Source organism: Limnohabitans sp. Rim28 (genome assembly GCF_000293865.2).
Taxonomy (GTDB): Bacteria; Pseudomonadota; Gammaproteobacteria; order Burkholderiales; family Burkholderiaceae_C; genus Limnohabitans_A.
Genome location: NZ_ALKN02000005.1, coordinates 213,025 through 236,333 on the forward strand (window position 1 = coordinate 213,025; position 23,309 = coordinate 236,333).

At 59.3% G+C, this 23,309-nt stretch carries 18 protein-coding genes; 10 read left to right on the plus strand and 8 right to left on the minus strand.

Translation table 11 applies throughout. From position 1 onward, the window contains the following. The first annotated feature begins 15 nt into the window (after positions 1–15). The 6 genes from gshA to ruvC all read left to right on the plus strand — a co-directional run bounded on the left by gshA (position 16) and on the right by ruvC (position 7,333). Positions 16–1,311: a glutamate--cysteine ligase gene (gene gshA, locus B472_RS07860; RefSeq protein ID WP_019426666.1), complete on the plus strand. Its 1,296-nt coding sequence runs from the start codon at positions 16–18 to the stop codon at positions 1,309–1,311. Between the two features lie 125 nt (positions 1,312–1,436). Continuing rightward, positions 1,437–3,305 (plus strand): potassium transporter Kup, encoded by a 1,869-nt coding sequence (locus tag B472_RS07865; protein ID WP_026039486.1) that lies wholly within the window; start codon positions 1,437–1,439, stop codon positions 3,303–3,305. A gap of 6 nt (positions 3,306–3,311) precedes the next feature. Then, complete coding sequence (locus tag B472_RS07870) at positions 3,312–3,896, plus strand: YqiA/YcfP family alpha/beta fold hydrolase (RefSeq protein ID WP_019426668.1); 585 nt, start codon at positions 3,312–3,314, stop codon at positions 3,894–3,896. A gap of 44 nt (positions 3,897–3,940) precedes the next feature. Further along, on the plus strand, positions 3,941–6,004 hold the full coding sequence (locus B472_RS07875) for a ribonuclease catalytic domain-containing protein (protein ID WP_026039487.1): 2,064 nt from the start codon (positions 3,941–3,943) through the stop codon (positions 6,002–6,004). A gap of 22 nt (positions 6,005–6,026) precedes the next feature. Next, positions 6,027–6,758, plus strand: coding sequence for a monofunctional biosynthetic peptidoglycan transglycosylase (mtgA, locus tag B472_RS07880; RefSeq protein ID WP_019426670.1), 732 nt, complete (start codon positions 6,027–6,029; stop codon positions 6,756–6,758). 26 nt (positions 6,759–6,784) lie between these two features. Further along, entirely contained in the window at positions 6,785–7,333 is a 549-nt protein-coding gene (ruvC, locus tag B472_RS07885) for a crossover junction endodeoxyribonuclease RuvC (protein WP_026039488.1), read from the plus strand. Between the two features lie 55 nt (positions 7,334–7,388). Here ruvC and panC read toward each other — a convergent pair whose 3' ends face one another. The 6 genes from panC to metG are packed head-to-tail and all read right to left on the minus strand — an operon-like array spanning position 7,389 to position 14,063. Continuing rightward, positions 7,389–8,237, minus strand: coding sequence for a pantoate--beta-alanine ligase (gene panC / locus B472_RS07890; protein ID WP_019426672.1), 849 nt, complete (start codon positions 8,235–8,237; stop codon positions 7,389–7,391). A gap of 14 nt (positions 8,238–8,251) precedes the next feature. Continuing rightward, positions 8,252–9,121, minus strand: a complete 870-nt coding sequence (panB, locus tag B472_RS07895) for a 3-methyl-2-oxobutanoate hydroxymethyltransferase (RefSeq protein WP_026039489.1) — start codon at positions 9,119–9,121, stop codon at positions 8,252–8,254. A 34-nt stretch (positions 9,122–9,155) separates the two neighbouring features. Then, positions 9,156–10,007: a ScpA family protein gene (locus B472_RS07900; protein ID WP_019426674.1), complete on the minus strand. Its 852-nt coding sequence runs from the start codon at positions 10,005–10,007 to the stop codon at positions 9,156–9,158. A 17-nt stretch (positions 10,008–10,024) separates the two neighbouring features. Then, positions 10,025–10,228 carry a DUF3460 family protein gene (locus tag B472_RS07905; protein WP_019426675.1) on the minus strand — a complete coding sequence of 68 codons (204 nt, stop codon included), beginning with the start codon at positions 10,226–10,228 and terminating at the stop codon, positions 10,025–10,027. A gap of 36 nt (positions 10,229–10,264) precedes the next feature. Further along, positions 10,265–11,920 (minus strand): SulP family inorganic anion transporter, encoded by a 1,656-nt coding sequence (locus B472_RS07910; RefSeq protein WP_019426676.1) that lies wholly within the window; start codon positions 11,918–11,920, stop codon positions 10,265–10,267. Between the two features lie 49 nt (positions 11,921–11,969). Beyond that, entirely contained in the window at positions 11,970–14,063 is a 2,094-nt protein-coding gene (gene metG / locus B472_RS07915) for a methionine--tRNA ligase (protein WP_019426677.1), read from the minus strand. 86 nt (positions 14,064–14,149) lie between these two features. Between metG and apbC the strand changes: the two genes are divergently transcribed. Continuing rightward, positions 14,150–15,238, plus strand: coding sequence for an iron-sulfur cluster carrier protein ApbC (gene apbC, locus B472_RS07920; protein ID WP_019426678.1), 1,089 nt, complete (start codon positions 14,150–14,152; stop codon positions 15,236–15,238). 48 nt (positions 15,239–15,286) lie between these two features. Here the strand turns inward: apbC and B472_RS07925 are convergent, their stop codons facing one another. Further along, positions 15,287–16,855, minus strand: coding sequence for a benzoate-CoA ligase family protein (locus tag B472_RS07925; protein WP_019426679.1), 1,569 nt, complete (start codon positions 16,853–16,855; stop codon positions 15,287–15,289). A 28-nt stretch (positions 16,856–16,883) separates the two neighbouring features. Next, complete coding sequence (locus tag B472_RS07930; RefSeq protein WP_026039490.1) at positions 16,884–18,452, minus strand: 3,4-dehydroadipyl-CoA semialdehyde dehydrogenase; 1,569 nt, start codon at positions 18,450–18,452, stop codon at positions 16,884–16,886. 192 nt (positions 18,453–18,644) lie between these two features. Here B472_RS07930 and B472_RS07935 point away from each other — a divergent pair, with 192 nt between their 5' ends. The 3 genes from B472_RS07935 (at position 18,645) to boxB (ending at position 22,905) form a co-directional block, all read left to right on the plus strand. Then, the gene (locus B472_RS07935) at positions 18,645–19,568 is read left to right on the plus strand and encodes a helix-turn-helix transcriptional regulator (RefSeq protein ID WP_019426681.1); all 924 of its coding nucleotides are present in this window, start codon (positions 18,645–18,647) and stop codon (positions 19,566–19,568) included. 160 nt (positions 19,569–19,728) lie between these two features. Then, positions 19,729–21,387: a 2,3-epoxybenzoyl-CoA dihydrolase gene (gene boxC / locus B472_RS07940; RefSeq protein WP_019426682.1), complete on the plus strand. Its 1,659-nt coding sequence runs from the start codon at positions 19,729–19,731 to the stop codon at positions 21,385–21,387. Between the two features lie 90 nt (positions 21,388–21,477). Continuing rightward, on the plus strand, positions 21,478–22,905 hold the full coding sequence (gene boxB / locus B472_RS07945; RefSeq protein WP_019426683.1) for a benzoyl-CoA 2,3-epoxidase subunit BoxB: 1,428 nt from the start codon (positions 21,478–21,480) through the stop codon (positions 22,903–22,905). Positions 22,906–23,309 lie beyond the last annotated feature (404 nt).

Sequence of the window (23,309 nt, forward strand, 5' to 3'; positions counted from 1 at the left end):
CCCTAAAGGTCGCCCATGGTCCCCCACCTCGTCACCGCCTTGACTGGCCCCATCAATGAGCTGGAGCAGCGCATCCTTGACTCCATGCCCGCCATTGAGCGTTGGTTTCGCTTGGAGTGGATGGAGCACACCCCGCCGATCTACACCTCGGTCGACATTCGCAATGCGGGCTTCAAGCTGGCCCCGGTGGACACCAACCTTTACCCCGGTGGCTGGAACAACCTGACGCCAGAAATGCTGCCCTTGGCGGTGCAAGCAGCGCAGGCGGCCATCGAGAAGATCTGCCCTGAGGCCAAAAACCTGCTGATCATTCCGGAAAACCACACCCGCAACACCTTTTACCTCGCCAACGTGGTCCAGTTGAAGCGCATCTTCCACATGGCGGGCCTCAATGTGCGACTGGGCTCCATCAACCCAGAAATCAAGGAAAGCACCACCATCGAGCTGCCCAATGGCGAGAGCGTGACCCTAGAGCCGGTGGTTCGCAGCCACCACCGCTTGGGTTTGAAAGATTTTGACCCTTGCACCATCTTGCTCAACAACGACCTGTCGGCCGGTGCGCCGGGCATTTTGGAGGAGCTGCATGAACAGTTCTTGCTGCCGCCCTTGCACGCGGGCTGGAGCGTTCGCCGCAAGACCAACCATTTTCAAAGCTACGAAGAAGTGGCCAAGCGTTTCGGCAAGCTGCTGGGCATAGACCCCTGGCTCATCAACCCCATGTTCAGTCAGTGTGGCGATGTCAATTTCGCGGAAGGCACGGGCATGGATTGCCTGCGCAGCAATGTGGATGCGCTGCTGACCAAAATCAAGCGCAAATACAAGGAATACGGCATCAACGAAAAGCCTTTCGTGGTGGTCAAGGCCGACAACGGGACTTATGGCATGGGCATCATGACGGTGCGGGATGTGGCCGATTTGGACCAGCTCAACCGCAAAACCCGCAACAAGATGAACGTCATCAAGGATGGTCAGACCGTCAATGACGTGATCATTCAGGAAGGTGTGCTGACCAACGAGCGCATCAACGATGCGGTGGCCGAGCCCGTGGTTTACATGATGGACCGCTACGTGGTGGGTGGTTTTTACCGGGTGCACGCGGAGCGTGGTGTCGACGAAAACCTGAACGCTCCGGGCGCGAGTTTTGTGCCTTTGGCCTTTGCCGACACCCCGCACTTGCCGCAGCCAGGCGTCAAACCGGGTGCCAGCGTCCCCAACCGTTTCTACATGTACGGTGTGATTGGTCGTTTGGCCATGTTGGCGGCCAGCTACGAACTGGAAGCCACCGACCCCGAGGCCGAGGTTTACGACTGAAGTTCGGCCCGGCCTTGAAAGTTGCTGCACTGCAACATTTTTGATGCCTGCCGAGACGGCTTCGGACAAATGAGCGCAAAATAGCGCCCACTTGCGTTAAAGCCTGATTTTTTTCGGGCTCATTTATGTCTTCAACTAAGTCCTCTCTCACCGCCTTGACACTGGGTGCCATTGGCGTGGTTTACGGCGACATCGGCACCAGCGTGCTGTACGCCATGAAAGAGGTCTTCGGCTCGGGGCATGTTCCCTTCACGCCTGCCAATGTTTACGGCATCCTCTCCATCTTTTTTTGGACACTGACCACCATCGTGTCCTTGAAGTATGTGGTGTTGGTCTTGCGTGCTGACAACCACGGTGAAGGCGGCCTGGTGGCCATGTTGGCTTTGGCTTCCCAGTCGGTCAAAGACCAGCCGCAATTGCGCAAGGTGCTGCTTTTGGTGGGCATCTTTGGCACTTGTCTGTTTTATGGCGATGGCGTGATCACGCCGGCCATTTCGGTGTTGTCAGCGGTCGAAGGGCTGGAGATCATCTCGCCCGCCTTCAAAAAATCGGTCATTCCTCTGACCCTGATCATTCTGTTTTTGCTGTTTTGGGTACAAAAACGCGGTACAGCGGGCATCGGCCGGTTTTTTGGGCCGATCACTTTGGTTTGGTTTTTGGCCATTGCCGCTTTGGGCTTGTTGCAGATTGTGCAGCGCCCCGAAATCTTGTTGGCCATCAGCCCGCATTACGCGCTGAGCTTCATCTGGCACAACCCGGGCACCACCTTCATCATTTTGGGTGCGGTGGTCTTGTGTGTGACCGGCGCCGAGGCGCTATACGCTGACATGGGCCACTTTGGCAAAAAGCCCATCCGTTTGGCTTGGTTTTCGGTGGTCATGCCTTGCTTGACGCTCAACTATTTCGGTCAAGGGGCGTTGTTGTTGGCCGAACCCGACGCCGTGAAAAACCCTTTCTACATGATGACGCCCGATTGGGCCTTGTTGCCCATGGTGGGCTTGGCCACGATGGCCACCGTGATTGCCTCACAAGCCCTGATTTCGGGGGCTTTCAGCGTCACCAAACAAGTGATTCAGCTGGGCTACCTGCCTCGCTTGCAGGTCTTGCACACCAGCGAGACCGACACGGGCCAAATTTACATGCCCTTTGTGAACTGGAGCTTGTTTGCGGCGATCGTTTTGGCGGTCGTGATGTTCAAGTCGTCGAGCAACTTGGCCGCAGCGTATGGCATTGCCGTGTGCACCGACATGTTGATCACCACGGTGCTCACCTTCTTTGTCATTCGCCACGCTTGGAAGCTGCCCTTGGCCCTGTGCATTGGGGCCACCGGCTTTTTCTTGTTGGTTGACTTGGCGTTTTGGGCTTCGAACATGTTCAAGCTGTTGGACGGCGGCTGGTTCCCCTTGCTGCTGGGTGCCGTGATTTTCACCTTCATGTTGACTTGGCACGATGGCCGTCGTTTGCTCAATGCATCCCTGCGTTCCGACGCCTTGCGGCTGACGGATTTTCTGGAGGCCGTTTTTGTGGCGCCTCCAACCCGGGTCACGGGCACCGCTGTGTTTTTGACCGCAGAGGTGGGCACGGTGCCCAATGCCTTGTTGCACAACCTCAAGCACAACAAAGTTCTGCATGAGCGGAATTTGTTTGTGACGGTGCAAAACCTTGAAATTCCCCGCATGCCGGTCGCACAGCGTTTGGAAGTCACCGACCTTGGCAGTGATTGTTGGCAAGTCATTGTCAACTATGGGTTCAAAGACAACCCCGACTTGCCGTCCGCTTTGGCCAACATTGGCGGCAACGGTGACCGCTTGGACCCGATGATGACCAGTTACTTTTTGTCCCGTGACATCGTGATCCCCACCATCGGTGGCGGCATGGCCACCTGGCGCGAAAAACTCTTTGCCCAGATGCACCACAACGCCAGTGGTGCTGCAGCATTCTTGAACTTGCCCACCAATGCGGTGGTCGAGTTGGGCTCCAAGATCGAAATTTGACGCACTGTGGCCACGACCCATCTGCTGTATTTGCACGGTTTCAGGTCGTCACCGCAGTCGGTCAAGGCCCAAACCATGGCCAAGCTGGTGCGGACGCGGCACCCTGAAGTCACTTGGTGGTGTCCCCAGTTGTCCGCTTCTCCCGCCCAGGCCATGACCTTGCTGTTGGAGGGCACAGCCGCTTGGCCGCGCGGGCAAATGGCGGTCATGGGTTCTTCTTTGGGTGGCTTTTATGCCGCATGGTTGTCGGCTCAGCGGGGTGTTCCTGCGGTATTGGTCAACCCGGCCGTGTATCCATCACGCGATTTGGCGCGCTACATCGGCGAGCACCCGGTGTGGCAAGACCCCTCTCAAAGCATCTTTTTTGAGCCGGCTCATGTTCAAGAGCTGAAAGTTCTTGAAAGTCATCCTTCACCGACCCGGCCCGCCACGTTGGCCTTGATCGCCAAGGGCGACGAGGTATTGGATTGGCGCGAAATGCTGGCCCGCCATCAAGCCGGACACGTGCGCCTGATCGAGGGCAGCGACCATGCCTTGAGTGATTTTGACGATTACTTGCCGCAAATCCTTGAATTTCTGCAGCTGCTGTGAAGCCTGCTGGGCCGAATGACCGGGTGGCGTGGGAAAATCCCCCCATGTACGTATTATTTGAAGATGCTGGAAAGTTCATGGCCGGCCGTGTCATGTCCGAAGCCGAGGCCTCGGCGCAGGTCGAACTGGACTCGGGCAAACGGGTCAAGGTCAAATCGGCCCACATGCTGCTCAAATTCGACAAACCGGCCCCGGCTGTTTTGCTCCAATCTGCGGCGGCCCTGAGTCAAACCATCGAGTTGGAGCTGGCCTACGAGTGTGCTTCCGACGAAGAGTTCGGCTTTGGCGACTTGGCCCAAGACTACTTCAGCACCCCCGCCAGCACCACCGAACAAGTCGCTGCTTTATTGTGCTTGCACGAAGCCCCGCACTACTTCCGCAGGGGCAGCAGCAAAGGGCGCTTTCGCAAGGCCCCGGCAGAGATCGTTCAGCAAGCGCTGTTGGCCATTGAAAAGAAAAAGCAGGTCCAAGCCCAGATCGAAGCTTGGTCGGCCGAGTTGGTGTCTGGCAGCTGCCCGGCACCGATCCGCGAGCAGCTTTACAAAATCTTGTTTCGCCCCGACAAGAACACGCCCGAATACAAGGCCGTGGTCCTTGCCAGCAAGAGCAGCCAGACCGCGCCATTGGACTTGTTGCAAAACGCGGGTGCCATCGCGTCCCCTTGGGATTTCCATTGGCAGCGATTTTTGTTTGATTTGTTTCCCAAGGGCACGGGCTTTCCTGCTTTGCAGGCGCCGGCCATTGCAGACGACTTGCCATTGGCACCTGTTCAAGCCTTTTCGATTGACGACTCGCACACCACCGAGATCGATGACGCCTTGTCACTGCAAGGGCTGGGCAGCGGCAGCGTCACGGTGGGGATTCACATCGCCGCCCCCGGCTTGGCCTTGTCACCCGGCAGCGCCATCGACCAGTTGGGGCGTACACGCCTGTCCACGGTTTACATGCCAGGCTACAAAATCACCATGTTGCCAGACAGCGTGGTGCAGGCCTACACCTTGATCGAGGGGCGCGACTGTCCGGCGGTCTCGCTGTACGTCACCTTCAGCGAAGACACGCTGGAAGTGCAAAGTGCGGTGACCCGTCTGGAGCGCGTCCCGATTTTGGTCAATTTGCGCCACGACCAGTTGGACGAGCGCATCACCCGCGAATGGCTGGAGGGCGAAGACCAAAGTGACCATGCCGATGTGCCGGTGAGCCGAGCCACGCTGGGCTTTTTCTGGCGTTTGGCGCAAACCCTGAAAGGGCGGCGTGAAGTGGTGCGCGGCAAGCCTGAAAACTTCAACCGCCCAGACTACAGCTTCAAGCTGGAGCGCGCCAACAACGACACGCCACCGTCTGGCGACGAAACCGTGGTGATAGGCACCCGCAAGCGCGGAGCGCCACTCGATTTGATGGTGGCCGAGGCCATGATTCTCGCCAACAGCACCTGGGGCCAGTGGATGGCCAGTCTGGGTGTGCCGGGTATTTACCGCAGCCAGGCCAGTTTGGCGCCCGGCGTCAAGGTGCGCATGGGCACCAAGGCACTGCCGCATGCGGGCATTGGTGTGCCCAGCTATGCATGGAGCACCTCGCCTCTGCGCCGCTACACCGATTTGGTCAACCAATGGCAAATCATCGCTTGCACCAAGCATGGCGCCACAGCCGCTTTGGCGGCACCTTTCAAGCCCAAAGATGCGGAGTTGTTCTCCATCATCAGTGGCTTTGATGCGACTTACAGCGCCTACAACAGCGTGCAGTCGAGCATGGAGCGCTACTGGACGCTGCGCCACGTGCAGCAGCAAGGGATCGAGGAACTGGATGCCAGTTTGGTCAAGGAAATGGGCGGTGGCATCTGGTTGGTGCGTGCCGAGACCCTGCCCTTGATGTTCAGTGTGATGGGCGCGCAAACATTGCCTCGAGGCGCACGGGTGCGCGTCAAACTGGCCGATGTCGACCTGATGGCGCTGGATGTGCATGGCACGGTGATCGCCCACTTGGACGCAGATGTTGCCCTGACAGGCATGGCCGCTGAAAGCGATGAAGTCGATGACGATGACAACTTGCCCGCAGGTCCCGTGACGATTGCGGTGGATTTGAACGACAGCCCGCAGGACTTGCCGGCCTAAGCCCATCGAAAGAGCCTGAGCCATGCGCGCATTCGGACGGTGGTTGCTTCTGTTGCTTTTGGCCTTTGCGGTCCTGCAGCTCTTTTTTGCGCTGCGCGTTCTGAGCATGCAATGGCTCATGCCCGAATCGACGGCCTTTCAGCGTTCGCAGGCATGGCAAATCTTAAAGCGCGATGGTCAACTGCCTTGGCGACAAGAGCCAGTGGCTTTGAGTGCGGTGAGCACCAAATTGCAGCGCGCTGTGCTGGCCTCTGAAGACGATGCCTTCAACCAGCACCAAGGCATTTGGTGGCAATCCCTGGAAAGCGCATGGGAGAAAAATGCCAAGGCCAAAGCCCAGGCCGAAAAACGCGCTCAACGGCAACCCGAAAAACCTGTCACAGTGAAGATTGTTGGGGGCTCGACCATCACCCAGCAACTGGCCAAAAATCTTTTTCTATCGGGCGAGCGCACTTTGCTGCGCAAGGCTCAGGAGGCCCTGATCACCGTGGCGCTTGAAACTTTTTTGAGCAAAAGCCGGATTTTGGAGATTTACCTCAATCAGGTGGAATGGGGTGAAGGTGTGTTTGGCATCGAAGCCGCATCTCAGCATTACTTTCGCAAAAGTGCATCCCAATTGAGTGCTTGGGAGGCGGCGCGTTTGGCCGTCATGTTGCCGCGTCCACGTTACTTTGAAAAATTGCCGCAGTCTCCTTATTTGGCGCAACGCGCCGAGACCATCATGGCCCGCATGAACAGCGTGGTCTTGCCATGAGTTTGACCACATCAGCACCCCCAACGCTGCGCATCTTGGGCATCGATCCCGGTCTGCAAACAACGGGTTTTGGCGTGATCGACATCACCGGTTCCCGCCTGGCCTATGTCGCCAGTGGCGTGATTGAGACCACCCGCGAGGAAATGGGCAATCTGCCCGCACGCCTCAAAGTGATTTACGACGGCATCCGAGAGATCACCGAACGCTACCAGCCCGATGTGGCCTCGGTCGAGATCGTCTTCGTCAACATCAACCCTCAGGCCACCTTGTTGTTGGGGCAGGCCAGAGGTTGCTGCGTCACGGCATTGGTGTCTTGTGGTCTGCCTGTGGCCGAGTACACCGCCTTGCAAATGAAGCAATCGGTCACCGGCCATGGGCGAGCGGCCAAGTCTCAGATTCAGGAGATGGTCAAGCGCTTGTTGCAGCTGCCGGTGGCGCCACGGCAAGACGCTGCTGACGCTTTGGGCATGGCCATTACCCATGCCCACGCCAGCCCGTCCATGAACAAGTTGGCGGCGCAAGGGGTGTTGAGCCGCAAAACCCACGGCATGTTCAGAAGCGGTCGCAGCCACTGACTGCTTGCAGCCGTTGAAGGTTGGCAGCTTGCGCCCTGGCAAGTGCTCGAGGTTTTTAAATCTCGAAGTTGTCAATCAGGCGGGTCGTGCCCAACTTCGCCGCGCCCAGCACCACCAGCGCATCGCCAGCTTGCGGGGTCTGCAAGTCGTGGCGGCGGCGTACGGTGAGGTAATCGGGTTGCCAGCCGCGCTGGCGAAGGTTGTCGATGGCTTTGGCTTCGAGGGCCGGCAAGTGCTTGGCCAGTGCATCGGCAGTGGCCAGGGCGTCACGGCCCAAGGCGCGAAGGGCCAGTGACAGTTGCAGCGCTTCGGCGCGTTCGCGCTCACTCAGGTAGCCATTGCGTGAACTCAAGGCCAAACCGTCCTCGGCGCGGCAGGTGTCTACGCCAATCACCTCGATGGGCAGTGCGAATTGGGCCACCATTTGACGAATGACCATGAGTTGCTGGTAATCCTTCTTGCCAAAAACAGCCACCCCGTGTGCTTTGCCAGAAAACACGCTGGAGAACAGTTTCATGACCACCGTGGAGACGCCCGTGAAAAAACCAGGGCGAAATTCCCCTTCCAAGATGTCGCCCAAGCTCGGGTCGGCTTGCACCTTGACGGTCTGCGGTTGCGGGTACAAGTCTGTTTCGCGCGGCGCGAACACCACATCGCAGCCCGCCGCTTCGAGCTTGGCGCAGTCGGCTTCCCAAGTTCGAGGGTAACTGTCAAAGTCTTCATGCGGCAAAAATTGCAGGCGGTTGACAAAGATGCTGGCGACAGTCAGGTCGCCTTGCGGCCGTGCCCGCTCGATGAGCTTGATGTGGCCGGCATGCAGGTTGCCCATGGTGGGCACAAAGGCGGGACGTTGGCTGGGGGCCAGGTGTTGGCGCAGTTCGGCAATCGATCGGGCGATGAGCATGAGAGAAATAGCCTTTACCAGGCGTGCAAAGCATTGTCAGGAAAGCTGCCGTCTTTGACGGCGCGCACATAAGCAGCCATGGCCTCGAAAACGCTGTGTTGGCCGTTCATGAAGTTGCGAACGAATTTGGGGTTCTTGCCCAAGTTGACGCCCAACATGTCGTGCATGACCAGCACTTGGCCTGCTGTGCCATCACCTGCACCGATGCCGATGGTGTGGCAGCGCGGCAAGGCCAAAGTGAGTTCGGCCGAGAGGGTGGCTGGCACCATCTCCAATACCAGCATGCTGGCGCCGGCATCTTGCAGGGCCAAAGCCTCTTGAAGCAGCTTGTCGGCCGAGTCGCCCCGGCCTTGGAAGCGGTAACCCCCCAGCGAATGCACAGTTTGTGGTGTCAGTCCTAAGTGTGCACACACCGGGACACCGCGCTCCACCAGAAAACGAACGGTCTCGGTGGTCCATCCGCCGCCTTCGAGCTTGACCATGTGCGCACCCGCTTGCATCAGCACACTGGCACTGCGCAAGGCTTGTTCGCGCGACTCTTGGTAAGTGCCAAAAGGCAGGTCACCAATGATCCATGGGGTCCCTTGTACGCGTTGGATGCCACGCACCACGCTCTCGGTGTGGTATCGCATGGTGTCCAGACTCACCCCCACGGTGCTGGTCAGGCCTTGGCACACCATGCCCAAAGAGTCTCCGACCAAAAGGCAATCCACACCCGCAGCGTCAGCGACTGCGGCAAAGGTGGCGTCGTAGGCGGTGAGCATGGTGATTTTTTCGCCGCGTTCGCGCATGTCGTTCAAGCGAGGCAAGCTCACAGGTTTGCGAGTCGCCACGGGCGAAGCGGGAGGGGGTGTGCCGTACGGGGTCACGTTGGGGGAGGTCATGGCGGGTGCTTTTGGAGCCACGGGTGTGACCCGTTCACTGGGGCGTGTAGGCCAGGCGTACGTAAATGGGGGCAAAAGCTTCTGCTTGGGTGATTTCGATCAAGGTCTCTTTGGCCAACTCCAGCAGGGCGATGAAGGTGACCACCAAAACCGGGGTGCCCAAGCTGGGATCAAACAGGTTTTCAAATTCGACAAATTTGCGGCCTTGCAAGTGCTTGAGCACGATGCTCATGTGTTCGCGCACACTCAGCTCTTCGCGGCTGATTTTGTGGTGTTGCACCAAGTTGGCGCGTTTGAGAATGTCGCGCCAAGCCAATTGCAGCTCGTCCATGCTCACATCGGGAAAGCGGGGTTGCAGGCTTTGTTCGATGTAAACCTGGGCTTGTAAAAAGTCGCGGCCGAACTGAGGTATCACATTCAATTGCATGGATGCCAATTTCATTTGCTCGTACTCGAGCAAGCGGCGCACCAATTCTGCACGGGGGTCCTCAGCCTCTTCGCCTTCTGCCGCACGTTTGGGGGGCAACAGCATCCGTGATTTGATCTCGATCAGCATGGCAGCCATCAACAGGTATTCTGCCGCCAGTTCGAGGTTGCGTTGGCGAATCTCGTCCACATAACTCAGGTATTGGCGGGTCACACCCGCCATGGGGATGTCGAGGATGTTGAAGTTTTGCTTGCGGATCAAATAGAGCAACAAGTCCAGCGGCCCTTCAAAAGCCTCCAGAAAAACTTCCAATGCGTCGGGCGGGATGTACAAATCCCGTGGCATGGAGAACAAGGGCTCTCCATACAGACGAGCCACCGCCACGTTGTCCACCACATCGGGCAAGGCCGAGTCCAGACCCTCGGGGGCTGGTTCAAGATCGGTTAAAGCCGTGCTCATGCCAGAGTCAGGCCGGATCAAGCCTTGGTTTGGTAAACGTATGGCTGTTGGGCCACGCGTGCCGCTTGGGCTTGGGCTTGGAACTGAGCGTCCATGCCGGTGTCCCACAACAAAGCCCGGCCTTGGCGTTGCTCGGCTTCCAGTTCAGGGCGCTCGACTTTGAGTTTGGCCAGAAACTGCGTGGTGTCGGAGGTGTAGTGAGGGCGTGCAAATGGGAACATGGCTGGCCTGTTGGACAAAACACCCATTTTACGGGCTCAGACCGGTGCCGGGTCTTCTAAGTGGATGTGTTTGGAAAAGCCCGAGCGCTCCAGCAAAGAGCGCGGCTGGGCATTGAGCCCATGCAACACCAAGCGACCTTGGCGTTTGCTCAGGCTGCGGTGCAATTGCTCCAGCGCGTCCAGGCCTGTGGTGTCCAAAGAAATCAGTTGACGCGCATCCAAACGCATCACCAAGCCCGGTGGGGCCGTGTCGGCCAAGCGCTGCAAAGGGTCAAGTTTGGCCACCGCGCCAAAAAAAAGGGCGCCGAACAAACGTGCCTCCACGCTGGTCTCGGTGTGTGAGTCGATGTCTGCACTGAACAAGTGGCTTTGGCGGCGCACAAACAGCACAAAAGCCAGCACCAAACCCAACTCCAGAGCCACCGTCAGGTCGAACACAATGGTCATGACAAAGGTCGAGACCATCATCAGGCGGTAATGGTTGCTGAATTGCTTGAGGCGGGCGAACTCGCGCCATTCGCCCATGTTCCAAGCCACGAACAACAACACCCCCGCCAGAACGGCCAGCGGAATGTGCATCGCCAAAGGCGCGGCGAGTAAAACGACCCCGGCCAGAGTTGCGGCGTGCACAATGCCCGCGATGGGTGACACGGCCCCGGCGCGGATGTTGGTCACTGTGCGAGCGATCGTTCCTGTGGCCGGCATGCCACCAAAAAAGGGCACCACGGCGTTGGCAAGGCCTTGGGCCATCAGTTCTTGGTTGGGGTCGTGTTTGGGCGCGTCGCTGAGTTGATCGGCCACGCGTGCGCACAAAAGCGATTCGATCGCACCCAGCAGCGCAATGGTCAAGGTGGGCACCACCAAGAGCTTGGCGGTTTCCCAAGAAAAGGCGGGCCACTGAAACACCGGCAAGCTTTGGGGAATGCCGCCAAAGCGGGAGCCGATGGTGTCGACCGGCAGGCGCAGTGCCCAAGCCAACAGCGTCAAACTCACCAAAGCGACGACGGGCGCGGGCACCCGTGAGGTGGCTTTGAGCGCGCTGATGCCTTGGACGCTGTCGAGCTGGCGGCGAAACTGCGAGTCCACCGCCCACAAACGCGGCCAAAGAAACAAGCCCAGCACACACACCATGGCCAATCCAAAAGCGTAAGGGTTGAAGCTGCCGATGGCGCTGGAGAGCGTGCCGATTTGGCTGAAGAAGTCGGCCGGCATTTTGTCGACCTGCAGGCCCATGACATCGCGCAGCTGCGACAGGCCAATGAGCACCGCAATGCCGTTGGTAAAACCAATCACCACACTCACCGGTACATAACGCACCAAGGTGCCTAGGCGCAACCAACCGAGCAGGAAAAGCAGCACGCCGGCACTGACGGTGGAGATCAACAGGTTGGCCAAGCCGTAGCGTTCGATGATGCCGTAGACGATGACGATGAAGGCGCCGGCTGGGCCACCGATTTGCACCGAGGTGCCCCCTAAGGCCGAGATCAAAAAGCCCGCGATGATGGCCGTCCACAAACCGGCTTCGGGCTTGAGTCCACTCGCGATCGCAAAGGCCATGGCCAAGGGCAAAGCCACAATGCCCACCGTGATGCCGGCCCCTGCGTCGAGGGCAAACTTTTGTCGTGTGTAGCCCCGCAGGTCTTGCAGGAGGCGGGGGCGAAAGGGCGCCAGAGGCGGTAAACCAGGCAACATGCCGGGGATATTACTCCCCTGCTGCGCAAAGTTTTGTCGGCATCGTGTCTCAGTGGATGCGCATGCCGGGCTGCGCGCCGGGCCAAGGCTGCAGCACAAAGATGCCAGGCTCAGCCTTTTCATCGGCATGGCTGGCGGCCAGCACCATGCCTTCGGACACGCCGAACTTCATCTTGCGCGGGGCCAGGTTGGCGACCATGACGGTCAATTTGCCGATCAGGTCTTCGGGCTTGTACATGCTGGCGATGCCACTGAACACATTGCGTGTGCGACCTTCGCCCACGTCCAGCGTCAAGCGCAGCAACTTGACCGAGCCTTCCACAGCTTCGCAGTGGACGATCTGCGCGATGCGCAAATCGACTTTGGCGAAGTCGTCGATGGAGATGGTGGGGGCGATCTCTTCGCCACCAGGGATGACTTTTTCTGCCACCACAGCGGGCGGCTCAAACAAGGCATCGAGTTGTTCGGGGGTGACGCGCTGCATCAGGTGTTGGTAGGCGTTGATGGTGTGGCCCGCACCCAACAAGGTTTGGGCTTGTTCAAAAGTGAAGGGGGCGACGTTCAGGAAGGCTTCGACCTGGGCCGCCAGCGCTGGCAGCACGGGTTTGAGCTGCAGGCTGAGCAAACGGAAGGCTTCGATGCAGGTGCTGCACACGTCGTGCAAGCGGGCGTCTTGGCCTTCTTGTTTGGCCAGGTCCCAGGGTTTGTTTTGGTCCACGTAGCTGTTGACCTTGTCGGTCAGCAACATGAGCTCGCGCAAGGCTTTGGCGTATTCGCGTTGTTCGTAGCAAGCCGCTACCGATGGCGCGGCGCTTTGCAGGGCGCCTAGCAAAGCTTGGCCATCGGCGCTCACGCTGCCCAGCTGGCCGCTAAAGCGCTTGGCGATGAAGCCAGCCGAGCGCGATGCGATGTTGACGAATTTGCCAATCAGGTCAGAGTTCACCCGGGCCATGAAGTCTTCGGCGTTGAAGTCGATGTCTTCATTGCGTGCCGACAGTTTGGCCGCGAGGTAGTAACGCAGCCACTCGGGGTTCATGCCCAGGCTCAGGTATTTGAGCGGGTCCAGGCCCGTGCCCCGGCTTTTGCTCATCTTCTCGCCGTTGTTCACCGTCAAAAAGCCGTGTACGAACACGCTATTGGGCGTTTTACGGCCAGAGAAATGCAGCATGGCCGGCCAGAACAGCGTGTGGAAGGTCACGATGTCTTTGCCGATGAAGTGGTACTGCTCCAGATCGGGCTGGGCCATGTAGGCCTTGTAGTCCTCGCCACGCTTGTCCAAGAGGTTTTTCAGCGAGGCCAGGTAGCCCACGGGGGCGTCGAGCCACACATAAAAGTACTTGCCCGGTGCATCGGGGATCTCGATGCCAAAGTAAGGCGCATCGCGCGAGATGTCCCAGTCACCCAAGCCTTCGCTGGTGCTGCCGTCGGGGTTGGTGCGCACCGAAAACCACTCTTTGACCTTGTTGGCCACCTCGGGCTGCAGTCTGCCGTCCTGGGTCCACTGGCTCAAAAATTCAACGCAGCGGGGGTCGGACAGCTTGAAGAAAAAGTGTTCCGAGGTTTTGAGCTCGGGCTTGGCACCGGACAGGGCCGAGAAGGGGTTGATCAGGTCGGTGGGCGCGTAGACCGCGCCGCAGCTCTCGCAGTTGTCGCCGTACTGGTCTTTGGCGTGGCACTTGGGGCACTCGCCTTTGATGAAGCGGTCGGGCAAAAACATGTTCTTTTGCGGGTCAAAGAACTGTTCGACCGAGCGCACCTCGATCAGCGAGCCGCCATTGGCGAGGGGGATGTCGCGCAGGTCGCGGTAAATCTGGCGCGCCAGCTCGTGGTTTTCGGGCGCATCGGTGCTGTGCCAGTTGTCAAACTGGATGTGAAAACCGTCCAAGTAGGGCTTTCGCCCCGCGGCGATGTCGGCCACGAACTGCTGGGGCGTTTTGCCGGCCTTTTCGGCGGCGATCATGATGGGCGCGCCGTGCGTGTCATCGGCACCGACAAAATTCACCTGGCTGCCCTGCATGCGCTGGTACCGCACCCAGATGTCGGCCTGGATGTACTCCATGATGTGGCCGATGTGGAAATTGCCGTTGGCATACGGCAAAGCGGTGGTGACAAAGAGCTGGCGCTGGGCGGTGGGGGCAGACATGGTGGGACAGTTTGTAGGGTAATCGGCGATTTTAGGGCGTATGGGCTGTCTTGTCGGTAAACTCCGGCCCATTCAAGAAAGTGACCATGGCGACCACCGAACAACTCCTCCAGGCCCTGCAAGCCGTCATTGACCCCAATACGGGCAAAGATTTTGTTTCCACCAAAACCCTGAAAAACCTGCAAGTCGAAGGCGGCGATGTCTCCTTTGACGTGGAATTGGGCTATCCGGCCAAAAGCCAAATCCCCGGCATTCGCCAAGCGTTGATTGCCGCCGCCAAAGGTGTGGCGGGCGTGTCCAACGTGTCAGCCAACGTGACCAGCAAGATCACCGCCCACGCCGCTCAGCGTGGCGTGGCCCTGCTGCCGCAGGTCAAAAACATTGTGGCCGTGGCCTCGGGCAAGGGGGGTGTGGGCAAGAGCACCACCGCCGTGAACCTCGCTTTGGCCCTGGCCGCCGAGGGCGCCAAAGTGGGCCTGCTGGACGCCGACATTTACGGCCCCAGCCAACCCATGATGATGGGCATCGAAGGCCGCCCCGAAAGCGAAGATGGCCAAACCATGGAGCCCATGGAAAACTACGGCGTGCAGGTCATGTCGATCGGTTTCTTGGTCAATGCGGACGAGGCCATGATCTGGCGCGGCCCCATGGCCACCCAGGCCCTTGAGCAGTTGCTGCGCCAGACCAACTGGAAAGAACTCGACTATTTGATCGTGGACATGCCGCCCGGCACGGGCGACATCCAGCTCACTTTGAGTCAGCGCGTGCCCATGACGGGCGCGGTGATCGTGACCACGCCACAAGACATCGCCCTGCTGGACGCGAAAAAAGGCGTGAAGATGTTTGAGAAAGTCGGCGTGCCGATTTTGGGCTTGGTGGAAAACATGGCGGTGCATGTCTGTACCCACTGCGGCCACGTGGAGCATATTTTTGGCGCCGATGGCGGCAAGAAAATGGCCGCCGAATACGGCATGGACTACCTGGGCGCCTTGCCCTTGGACATGCAAATTCGCCTGCAAGCCGACAGTGGCAAACCCACCGTGGTCTACGACCCCGATGGTGAGGTGGCGCAAATCTACAAGGCGGTGGCCCGGCAGGTGGCTGTCAAAATTGCGGCCAAGGCCAAGGACTTCTCGGCCAAGTTTCCGACCATCAAGGTCAGCAAGGACACCTGATCGGTTGGCGGCCCATGAAAAAAACCGGCCAGAGCCGGTTTTTTTCTTTCAGCGTGACGCGTTTTCCAAGTCGCGCAATCGAAAGCGCTGGATCTTGCCCGTGGCGGTCTTGGGCAGCTCGGGCACGAAGTCGATGAAACGCGGGTATTTGTAAGGGGCCAGGCGCTCTTTCACGAAGGCTTTGACTTCTTCATGCGTCAGGCTTTGACCGGGCTTGAGCACGATGAAGGCCTTGGTTTTGGTCAAGCCGTCGGTGTCTTGTTTGCCAATGACGGCTGCCTCCAAGATGGCGGGGTGTTGCACCAAAGTGGATTCCACCTCAAAGGGCGAAACATAGATGCCGCTCACCTTGAGCATGTCGTCGTTGCGCCCGGCGTAGGTGTAGTAACCGTCGGCGTCTCGCGTGTATTTGTCACCGCTTTTGGTCCACACGCCCTGGAAGGTGTCGCGTGTCTTTTCACGGTTGTTCCAGTACATCAAGGCACTGCTGGGCCCCTGGATGTAAAGATCGCCGATCTCGTCGTGTCCCGCGATGACGCTGCCATCTTCGTTGCGCAGTTGCACCTCATAGCCGGGGACGGCTTTGCCGGTGGTGCCGTAGCGCACGTCGCCTGGACGGTTGGACAGGAACACGTGCAGCATTTCTGTCGAGCCGATGCCGTCGATGATCTCGCAGCCAAAGTGAGCCGTCCAGCGCTCGGCGATGTCGCGGGGCAGCGCTTCACCTGCCGACGAGCACAAACGCAAAGCCACTTTGCTTTTGGCAGGCAAGTCGGGGTTGGCCAGCATGCCGCCGTAACCTGTGGGGGCGCCATAGAACACAGTGGCTTGGTGGTCCACCATGCGCTTGAAAGTCGCTGGCGGTGTGGGGCGTTCGGCCATCAGCACCACCGTGGCGCCTACGCTCAATGGGAACGTGAGGGCATTGCCCAGACCATAGGCAAAAAACAGTTTGGCTGCTGAAAACACGGTGTCTGTTGTCTGCAAGTTCAAAACACCTTGCCCATACAATTCGGCCGTCCAGTAGAGGTTGGCCTGGCTGTGCACCGTGCCCTTGGGCTTGCCCGTTGAACCTGACGAATACAGCCAGAAAGCCGGTTCATCGGCCAGGGTTTGGGCGGGGAGTACAGGCTTGTTTTGGGCCACCAAGTCAGCCATGTTGAATTGGCCCTGCGTCAAAACGCCTGTGGGGCGAGAGACCACCACCTGGCGCACCTCGGTTTTGACCATGTCCAGGGCACTTTGCAGCTGAGGCAGCAAGGCGCCAGATACCAAGGCAGCTTGGGCACGGCTGTTGGTCAGCATGAAGGCATAGTCTTCAGCGGTGAGCAAGGTGTTCACCGCCACAGGCACAACGCCCGCATACAGTGAAGCCAGAAAGGCCACCACCCAGTCGCTGCTGTCCTGCATGAGCAAAAGCACACGCTCCTCGCGTTTGAGGCCCAAGGCCTGAAGGCCGCCGGCAAAGCGGCGAACCTGCTCGGTCAGTTCGCCATAGCTCAAGGTGCCGACGTCGTCGATCAAGGCGGTTTTGCCGGCACGCGCTGCATTGGCCAGGATCAGGTGCTGCGCAAAGTTGAACTCGGCAGGTGGTGGTGGGGTGGTGGTTCGGGTCATGTTTGTCTCCTCGTTTTCTCAGTGTTCTTCAAACCGCGAGTTTGCCGCCTTTTGCAGCCAAAACGTCCAGGGCCAGCGAGCTGCCTTGCACCGCTGTGCGGCGGTGGTAGAAGTTGAGCGCCCGCAGGCCGCCCAGCTCTTCGCCGCCACCGGCGCGGCCGGGGCCGCCGTGCAGGCTCATGGGCATCACGTTGCCGTGGCCACTGTGCGAGGCCGCCACATCGGGCGAAATCGCGTGTACCCGGCCGTGGCTGCTGGCCAGTTCGACCGAGGCTTGTGCGGTGAAGGCCGGGTCTTCGCTGTACACCGAGCACACCAGCGAGCCTTCGCCGCGGCGGATCATGGCGTAAGCCTCTTCGATGCTGTCGTAGGGCATCAGGGTGCACACGGGCCCAAACACTTCCACCGCGTGCAGCACCTTGGCTGTCATGGGTGACTCGGTGCCCAGCAGCACAGGGGCCACGCAGGCGCTGTTGGCATCGGCGTCCACCAGACCCGCGCTGTTGCCGTCAAACAAAACGGTGGCTTCGGTTTTGAGTTGGACCAGACCGGCCAGCACGCTGGCTTTTTGCGCTTGGCTCACCAGTGCGCCCATGCGCACGGTTTCGTTGCGCGGGTTGCCCACGGTTGTTTTGGCCAGGCGTGCACCAATGGCTTCGGCCGCAGCTTGGTAAAGCGCACGCGGTACAAAAACGCGGCGAATGGCGGTGCATTTCTGGCCCGACTTGACGGTCATTTCACGTGCCACTTCGGCCACCAGCAACTTGAAGGCTTCGCTGTCGGCCGTTGCGGTGGGCGAGAGCAGGGCGCTGTTGAGACTGTCGGCTTCGATGTTGCAGCGCACCGACAGCTCGGTCACGGCGCGGTGGCTGCGGATGATCTTGCCGGTCTCGGCCGAGCCGGTGAAGCTCACCACGTCAAAGGCCTGCAGCGGGTCCATCAGGCCTGCGGACGAGCCGCAAATCACCGACAACGCGCCCGCTGGCAGGACGCCCGCGTCGACCACGTCTTTCACCATGCGCTGGGTCAGCCAGGCGGTGGCCGTGGCGGGTTTGATGATGACCGGCACACCCGCGAGCAACGCCGGGGCGGCTTTTTCCCACAAGCCCCAACTGGGAAAGTTGAAGGCGTTGATGAACAGCGCCACGCCGCGAGTGGGCACTTGGATGTGCTGAGTCTGGAAGGCCGGGTCCTTGGCCATGCGGATGCGCTCACCATCGAGCAGCAGGGTGGCCTCACCCAGAGCCGCGCCCTGCTTGGCGTAGTAGCCCAGGGTGAAAATGGCGCCGTCGATGTCCACGCCCGAGTCTTTGGCCACGGTGCCGCTGTTGGCGGTGGCGATCTCGTAATAGGCATCGCGGTGAGCTTGCAGCACTTCGGTGATTTTCGTCAGAAGGGCTGCGCGCTGGCCGTAGCTCAGGGCGCGCAGGGCCGCGCCACCTTGCGCTCTGGCATAGGTAAAGCCTTCGGCCAGGTCGATACCTGCGCTGGACACGCGGGCCAGCTCGGTCCCCAGCACGGGGTCGAACAGCGCAGTGCCGGCGCCGGTGCCGACTTGCCAGCGGCCTGCGAAGTAGTTGGGGAGCATTGGAGACATCTGCAAGGCTTTCGGTGGGAAATCAAAAAAAAAGGGTCACGTGCACTGTGATGCCACAAAGCCCTGTTCTTCGGCGCCAGTTGGCGGTATAAACAAGGGTTCATGCACTATCGTGCCTGCCATCGAGTATGCATTAAAGTGCATGTTTTGTGCCCCTTGAAATACTAGGGTTTTCACTTAATTTTTAACGCCATGTTGAATTTGCCTTCCGAAGAGAACTTGAACACGGACCTGAGCGAATCAGAAGCCAAGCGCCATCCTTTTTTGGTCACGCTGGGTGAGCGGGTGCGCAATCTGCGATCGCGCCAAGGCATGACGCGTCGTGCGGTGGCTTTGGCGGCAGAAGTGTCTGAGCGTCACTTGGCCAACCTGGAGTACGGCACTGGCAATGTGTCGGTGTTGGTGCTCCTCCAAGTGGCCAGCGCCTTGCAATGTTCATTGGCTGAATTGCTGGGCGATGTGACCACCAGCTCGCCTGAGTGGTTGTTGATCCGCGAGTTGTTGTCTCAACGAAGCGAATCCGATCTGCGCCGCGCCCGTGTGCAGTTGGGCGAGATGTATGGTGAAGGCGGCAGCGCGCAAGAGCGCAAGAACCGCATTGCCCTGATTGGATTGCGGGGCGCAGGTAAAACCGCACTGGGCCAGCGTTTGGCAGATGACTTGGGTTTCCCCTTCATTGAGCTGAGCCGTGACATCGAGCAATTTGCCGGTTGTCAGATCAGCGAAATTCACAACTTGTATGGCGCCAATGCTTACCGCCGCTACGAGCGCCGGGCGCTGGAAGAGGCGATCCAGATTTACCCCGAAGTGGTGATCGCCACCCCTGGCGGCTTGGTGTCGGATTCGGCCAATTTCAATTTGTTGCTCTCGCACTGCACCACCGTGTGGCTGCAGGCCGATGCCGCTGACCACATGGGCCGTGTGGCCGCTCAGGGCGACATGCGTCCCATGGCCGCCAGCCGTGAGGCGATGGAAGACCTCAAACGCATCTTGGAAGGCCGCTCGGCTTTCTATTCCAAAGCCGATTTGATGATCAACACCAGCGGGCGAAGCGAAGACCAGGCCTTTGCGGCCTTGTGTACTTCGGTTCGCCAACATTTGCAGCGTCCCGCGTGAGCTTGGGATTCAAGGTCTACTACCTAGGGAAAACACTTAGTAAATGCATTAAAGTGCATGTTGTGCCGCATGGTGGTCTGCACTAAACTGCCCGTCAACATGCACTGAAATGCATTTTTGACTGAAATCAACATTGACCTCTACCCGCGGAGACAAGACCATGACGCAAGCTTTCCAGGTTGACTACCAAACCAACCCCTCGCAATACAAACACATCAACCTGGCTTTTGACGGCGAGATCGCGACTTTGTCGATCAACATCAACGAAGACGCTGGCATCCGCCCTGGCTACAAACTCAAGCTCAACAGTTACGACTTGGGTGTGGACATCGAGTTGCACGACGCGTTGCAACGCATCCGCTTCGAGCACCCCGAAGTGCGCGCTGTGGTGGTGACCAGTGCGCGTGACCGCGTGTTCTGCTCTGGCGCCAACATCTTCATGCTGGGCGTCTCGACCCATGGCTGGAAAGTCAACTTCTGCAAGTTCACCAACGAAACCCGCAATGGCATCGAGGACTCCAGCAAGCACGACGGCCTGAAATTCGTCGCTGCCTTGAACGGCGCTTGCGCTGGCGGCGGCTACGAACTGGCCTTGGCTTGCGATGACATCGTCTTGGTCGATGACCGCTCCAGCGCCGTGTCGCTGCCCGAAGTGCCCTTGCTCGGCGTGTTGCCCGGCACCGGTGGCCTGACCCGCGTGACCGACAAGCGCCATGTGCGCCATGACCTGGCCGACATCTTTTGCACCAGCGTCGAAGGCGTACGCGGTCAAAAAGCCGTGGACTGGCGCCTGGTGGATGCCATCGCCAAGCCTGCTGTGTTCAAAGAAGCCGTGCAAACCCGTGCCAAAAAACTGGCCGCTGGCAGCATCCGCACCGCAGGCGACAAGGGTGTGGAATTGACCCCCCTGAACCGCACCATCGCGGCCGATGCGCTGGCTTACACCAACGTCACGGTAGCAATCGACCGTGCCAAGCGCATCGCCACCTTCACCGTCAAAGCCCCTTCGTCTGCCCAGCCCACCGACATCGCCGGCATCGAAGCCGCAGGCGTGAACTGGTGGCCGCTGCAGATGGTGCGCGAACTCGACGATGCCATCTTGCACATGCGCACCAACGAGCTCGACATCGGTACCTGGGTGCTCAAGACAGCGGGCGATGCCGCTGCCGTGTTGGCGTCTGACGCGACCTTGCTGGCCCACAAAGACCACTGGTTGGTGCGTGAAACCATTGGCCACCTGCGCCGCACGCTGGCCCGCCTGGACGTGTCTTCGCGCAGCTTGTTCGCCCTGATCGAAGAAGGCACCTGCTTTGCTGGGACCTTGGCCGAGTTGGCTTTCTGCGCCGACCGCGCTTACATGCTGGCGCTGCCGGATGACGCCGACAAAGCGCCCAAGCTGCAACTGAGCGAGATGAACTTCGGTTTCTTCCCCATGGTCAATGACCAGACCCGCCTGCAGCGCCGCTTTTATGAAGAAGTGCCTGCCATGGAAGCCGCACGTGGCGCCATCGGCCAGGCCCTGGACGCTGACGCCGCTTTGGCTTTGGGCTTGGTCACGGCTGCACCTGACGACATCGACTGGGCTGACGAAATTCGTCTGGCGCTGGAAGAGCGTTCTTCCATGTCGCCTGACGCCTTGACTGGTCTGGAAGCCAACCTGCGTTTTGCCCAAAAAGAAAACATGGCCACCCGCATTTTTGGCCGCCTGACCGCCTGGCAAAACTGGATCTTCCAGCGCCCCAACGCTGTTGGCGAAAAGGGTGCCCTGAAGGTTTATGGCAAAGGCGAAAAAGTCCAGTTCGACATGAACCGCGTTTGATGTTTTTTTGTTGTGCAGCGGGGTGCCCGGTGGTCCGCGCTGCAACCAAATTTTTCCCCCACCGTTGCTTCTCAATTTCTGGAGACTCTCATGTCCGGTATCAACTACAGTGAAAAAATCCCCAACAACGTCAACTTGTCGGAAGACCGCACCTTGCAGCGTGCGCTTGAGCAGTGGCAGCCCAACTTCATCAACTGGTGGGACGACATGGGCCCCGAAGGCTCCACCGACATGGACGTGTACCTGCGCACGGCCGTGAGTGTGGATCCACAGGGCTGGGCCCAGTTTGGCCACGTGAAAATGCGCGACTACCGTTGGGGCGTGTTCATGAACCCCGGCGAGCAAGACCGCAAGATCCATTTCGGCGACCACATCGGCGAAAAAGCCTGGCAAGACGTGCCTGGCGAACACCGCGCCAACCTGCGCCGTATCATCGTGACGCAAGGCGACACCGAGCCCGCATCGGTGGAGCAGCAGCGCCACCTGGGCCTGACTGCGCCCAGCATGTACGACCTGCGCAACCTGTTCCAGATCAACGTCGAAGAAGGCCGCCACCTGTGGGCCATGGTGTACCTGCTGCACAAATACTTCGGCAAAGACGGCCGTGAGGAAGCCGACGCCCTGCTGCAGCGCAACAGCGGCAACGAAGACAACCCCCGCATCTTGCAGGCCTTCAACGAGAAGACCCCCGACTGGTTGAGCTTCTTCATGTTCACTTACTTCACCGACCGGGACGGCAAGTTCCAGTTGTGTGCTTTGGCCGAATCCGCGTTCGACCCCTTGGCCCGCACCACCAAGTTCATGCTGACCGAAGAAGCGCACCACATGTTCGTGGGCGAGTCCGGTGTGAGCCGCACCATCCAGCGCACCGTCGATGTGATGAACCAGCTCAAGACCGATGATGTGGGCAAGCTGCGTGCTGCCGGTGTGATCGATTTGCCGACCATCCAGCGTTACATCAACTTCCACTTCTCGGTGACCATCGACCTGTTCGGTGCCGACGAGTCGTCGAATGCCGCCACCTTCTACAGCTCCGGTCTGAAAGGCCGTTACGAAGAAGGCAAGCGGGGTGACGACCACATCTTGAAGGGCAACAGCTACAAGATCCTGTCGGTGGAAAACGGCAAGCTGATCGAAAAAGAAGTGCCCATGCTCAACGCTTTGAACGAAGTGCTGCGCGACGACTACATCACCGACTCCAAAGGCGGCATCGAGCGCTGGAACCGCGTGATCGCCAAGGCGGGCATTCCTTTCACCTTGACCGCACCGCACAAGGCATTCCACCGCAACATCGGTTCTTTGTCTGGCTCCAAGATCACGCCGGATGGCCAAGTGGTGAGCGACGAGCAGTGGATGGCGCAAGTGGGCGAGTGGTTGCCGACCCACGAAGACCGCGCTTATGTGGCCAGCCTGATGGGCCGCTGCGTCGAGCCAGGCAAGTTCGCCAACTGGATCGCGCCACCCGTGATGGGCATCAACCGTCAGCCCGTGGACTTTGATTACGTTCGCTTCAACTGATTGAGTGTCTGATTCGATTGCTGCCTCTGCTTCGTTGTGGGGGCAGCAGTTGACAGAGTAAGGGGTGGGTTCCTCATGCGGGGGTACCAGAAATCGTCACCCGCCCCTTCTTCTGTCAATTGCATGGGCTTTGTTCTGTGTCCTTGACATCACAGAACAACTGGTTTGGCAGTGGTTTGAAGGTGCTGCCTTGAAGTGAGGCGGTCATTGAAAGGGGAAGGGGCGGGTTCCTCATGACGGGGTACCGAAAATCGTCACCCGCCCCTTCCCCTTTCAATGACATGGGTGAGCTGCAGGCCCAGGCTGCCAGTAGACTTGCAGGGTTGATCAGGCACTGAGCGACGGTATGGCTTGGGGCCGGACACCGACTTTCCGTTACTCCGTATGAGGTGTCCGGCCCCAAG

Bases quoted from the DNA above. Each gene is read 5' to 3' on its own strand.
- B472_RS07925 (WP_019426679.1), bottom strand. From the start codon at position 16,855: ATGACCCGAACCACCACCCCACCACCACCTGCCGAGTTCAACTTTGCG.
- B472_RS07905 (WP_019426675.1), bottom strand. From the start codon at position 10,228: ATGTTCCCATTTGCACGCCCTCACTACACCTCCGACACCACGCAGTTT.
- panC (WP_019426672.1), bottom strand. From the start codon at position 8,237: ATGCTCATCGCCCGATCGATTGCCGAACTGCGCCAACACCTGGCCCCC.
- B472_RS07900 (WP_019426674.1), bottom strand. From the start codon at position 10,007: ATGAGCACGGCTTTAACCGATCTTGAACCAGCCCCCGAGGGTCTGGAC.
- B472_RS07875 (WP_026039487.1), top strand. From the start codon at position 3,941: ATGTACGTATTATTTGAAGATGCTGGAAAGTTCATGGCCGGCCGTGTC.
- apbC (WP_019426678.1), top strand. From the start codon at position 14,150: ATGGCGACCACCGAACAACTCCTCCAGGCCCTGCAAGCCGTCATTGAC.
- panB (WP_026039489.1), bottom strand. From the start codon at position 9,121: ATGACCTCCCCCAACGTGACCCCGTACGGCACACCCCCTCCCGCTTCG.
- B472_RS07865 (WP_026039486.1), top strand. From the start codon at position 1,437: ATGTCTTCAACTAAGTCCTCTCTCACCGCCTTGACACTGGGTGCCATT.
- gshA (WP_019426666.1), top strand. From the start codon at position 16: ATGGTCCCCCACCTCGTCACCGCCTTGACTGGCCCCATCAATGAGCTG.
- boxB (WP_019426683.1), top strand. From the start codon at position 21,478: ATGTCCGGTATCAACTACAGTGAAAAAATCCCCAACAACGTCAACTTG.
- boxC (WP_019426682.1), top strand. From the start codon at position 19,729: ATGACGCAAGCTTTCCAGGTTGACTACCAAACCAACCCCTCGCAATAC.
- mtgA (WP_019426670.1), top strand. From the start codon at position 6,027: ATGCGCGCATTCGGACGGTGGTTGCTTCTGTTGCTTTTGGCCTTTGCG.
- B472_RS07930 (WP_026039490.1), bottom strand. From the start codon at position 18,452: ATGTCTCCAATGCTCCCCAACTACTTCGCAGGCCGCTGGCAAGTCGGC.
- B472_RS07935 (WP_019426681.1), top strand. From the start codon at position 18,645: ATGTTGAATTTGCCTTCCGAAGAGAACTTGAACACGGACCTGAGCGAA.
- metG (WP_019426677.1), bottom strand. From the start codon at position 14,063: ATGTCTGCCCCCACCGCCCAGCGCCAGCTCTTTGTCACCACCGCTTTG.
- B472_RS07910 (WP_019426676.1), bottom strand. From the start codon at position 11,920: ATGTTGCCTGGTTTACCGCCTCTGGCGCCCTTTCGCCCCCGCCTCCTG.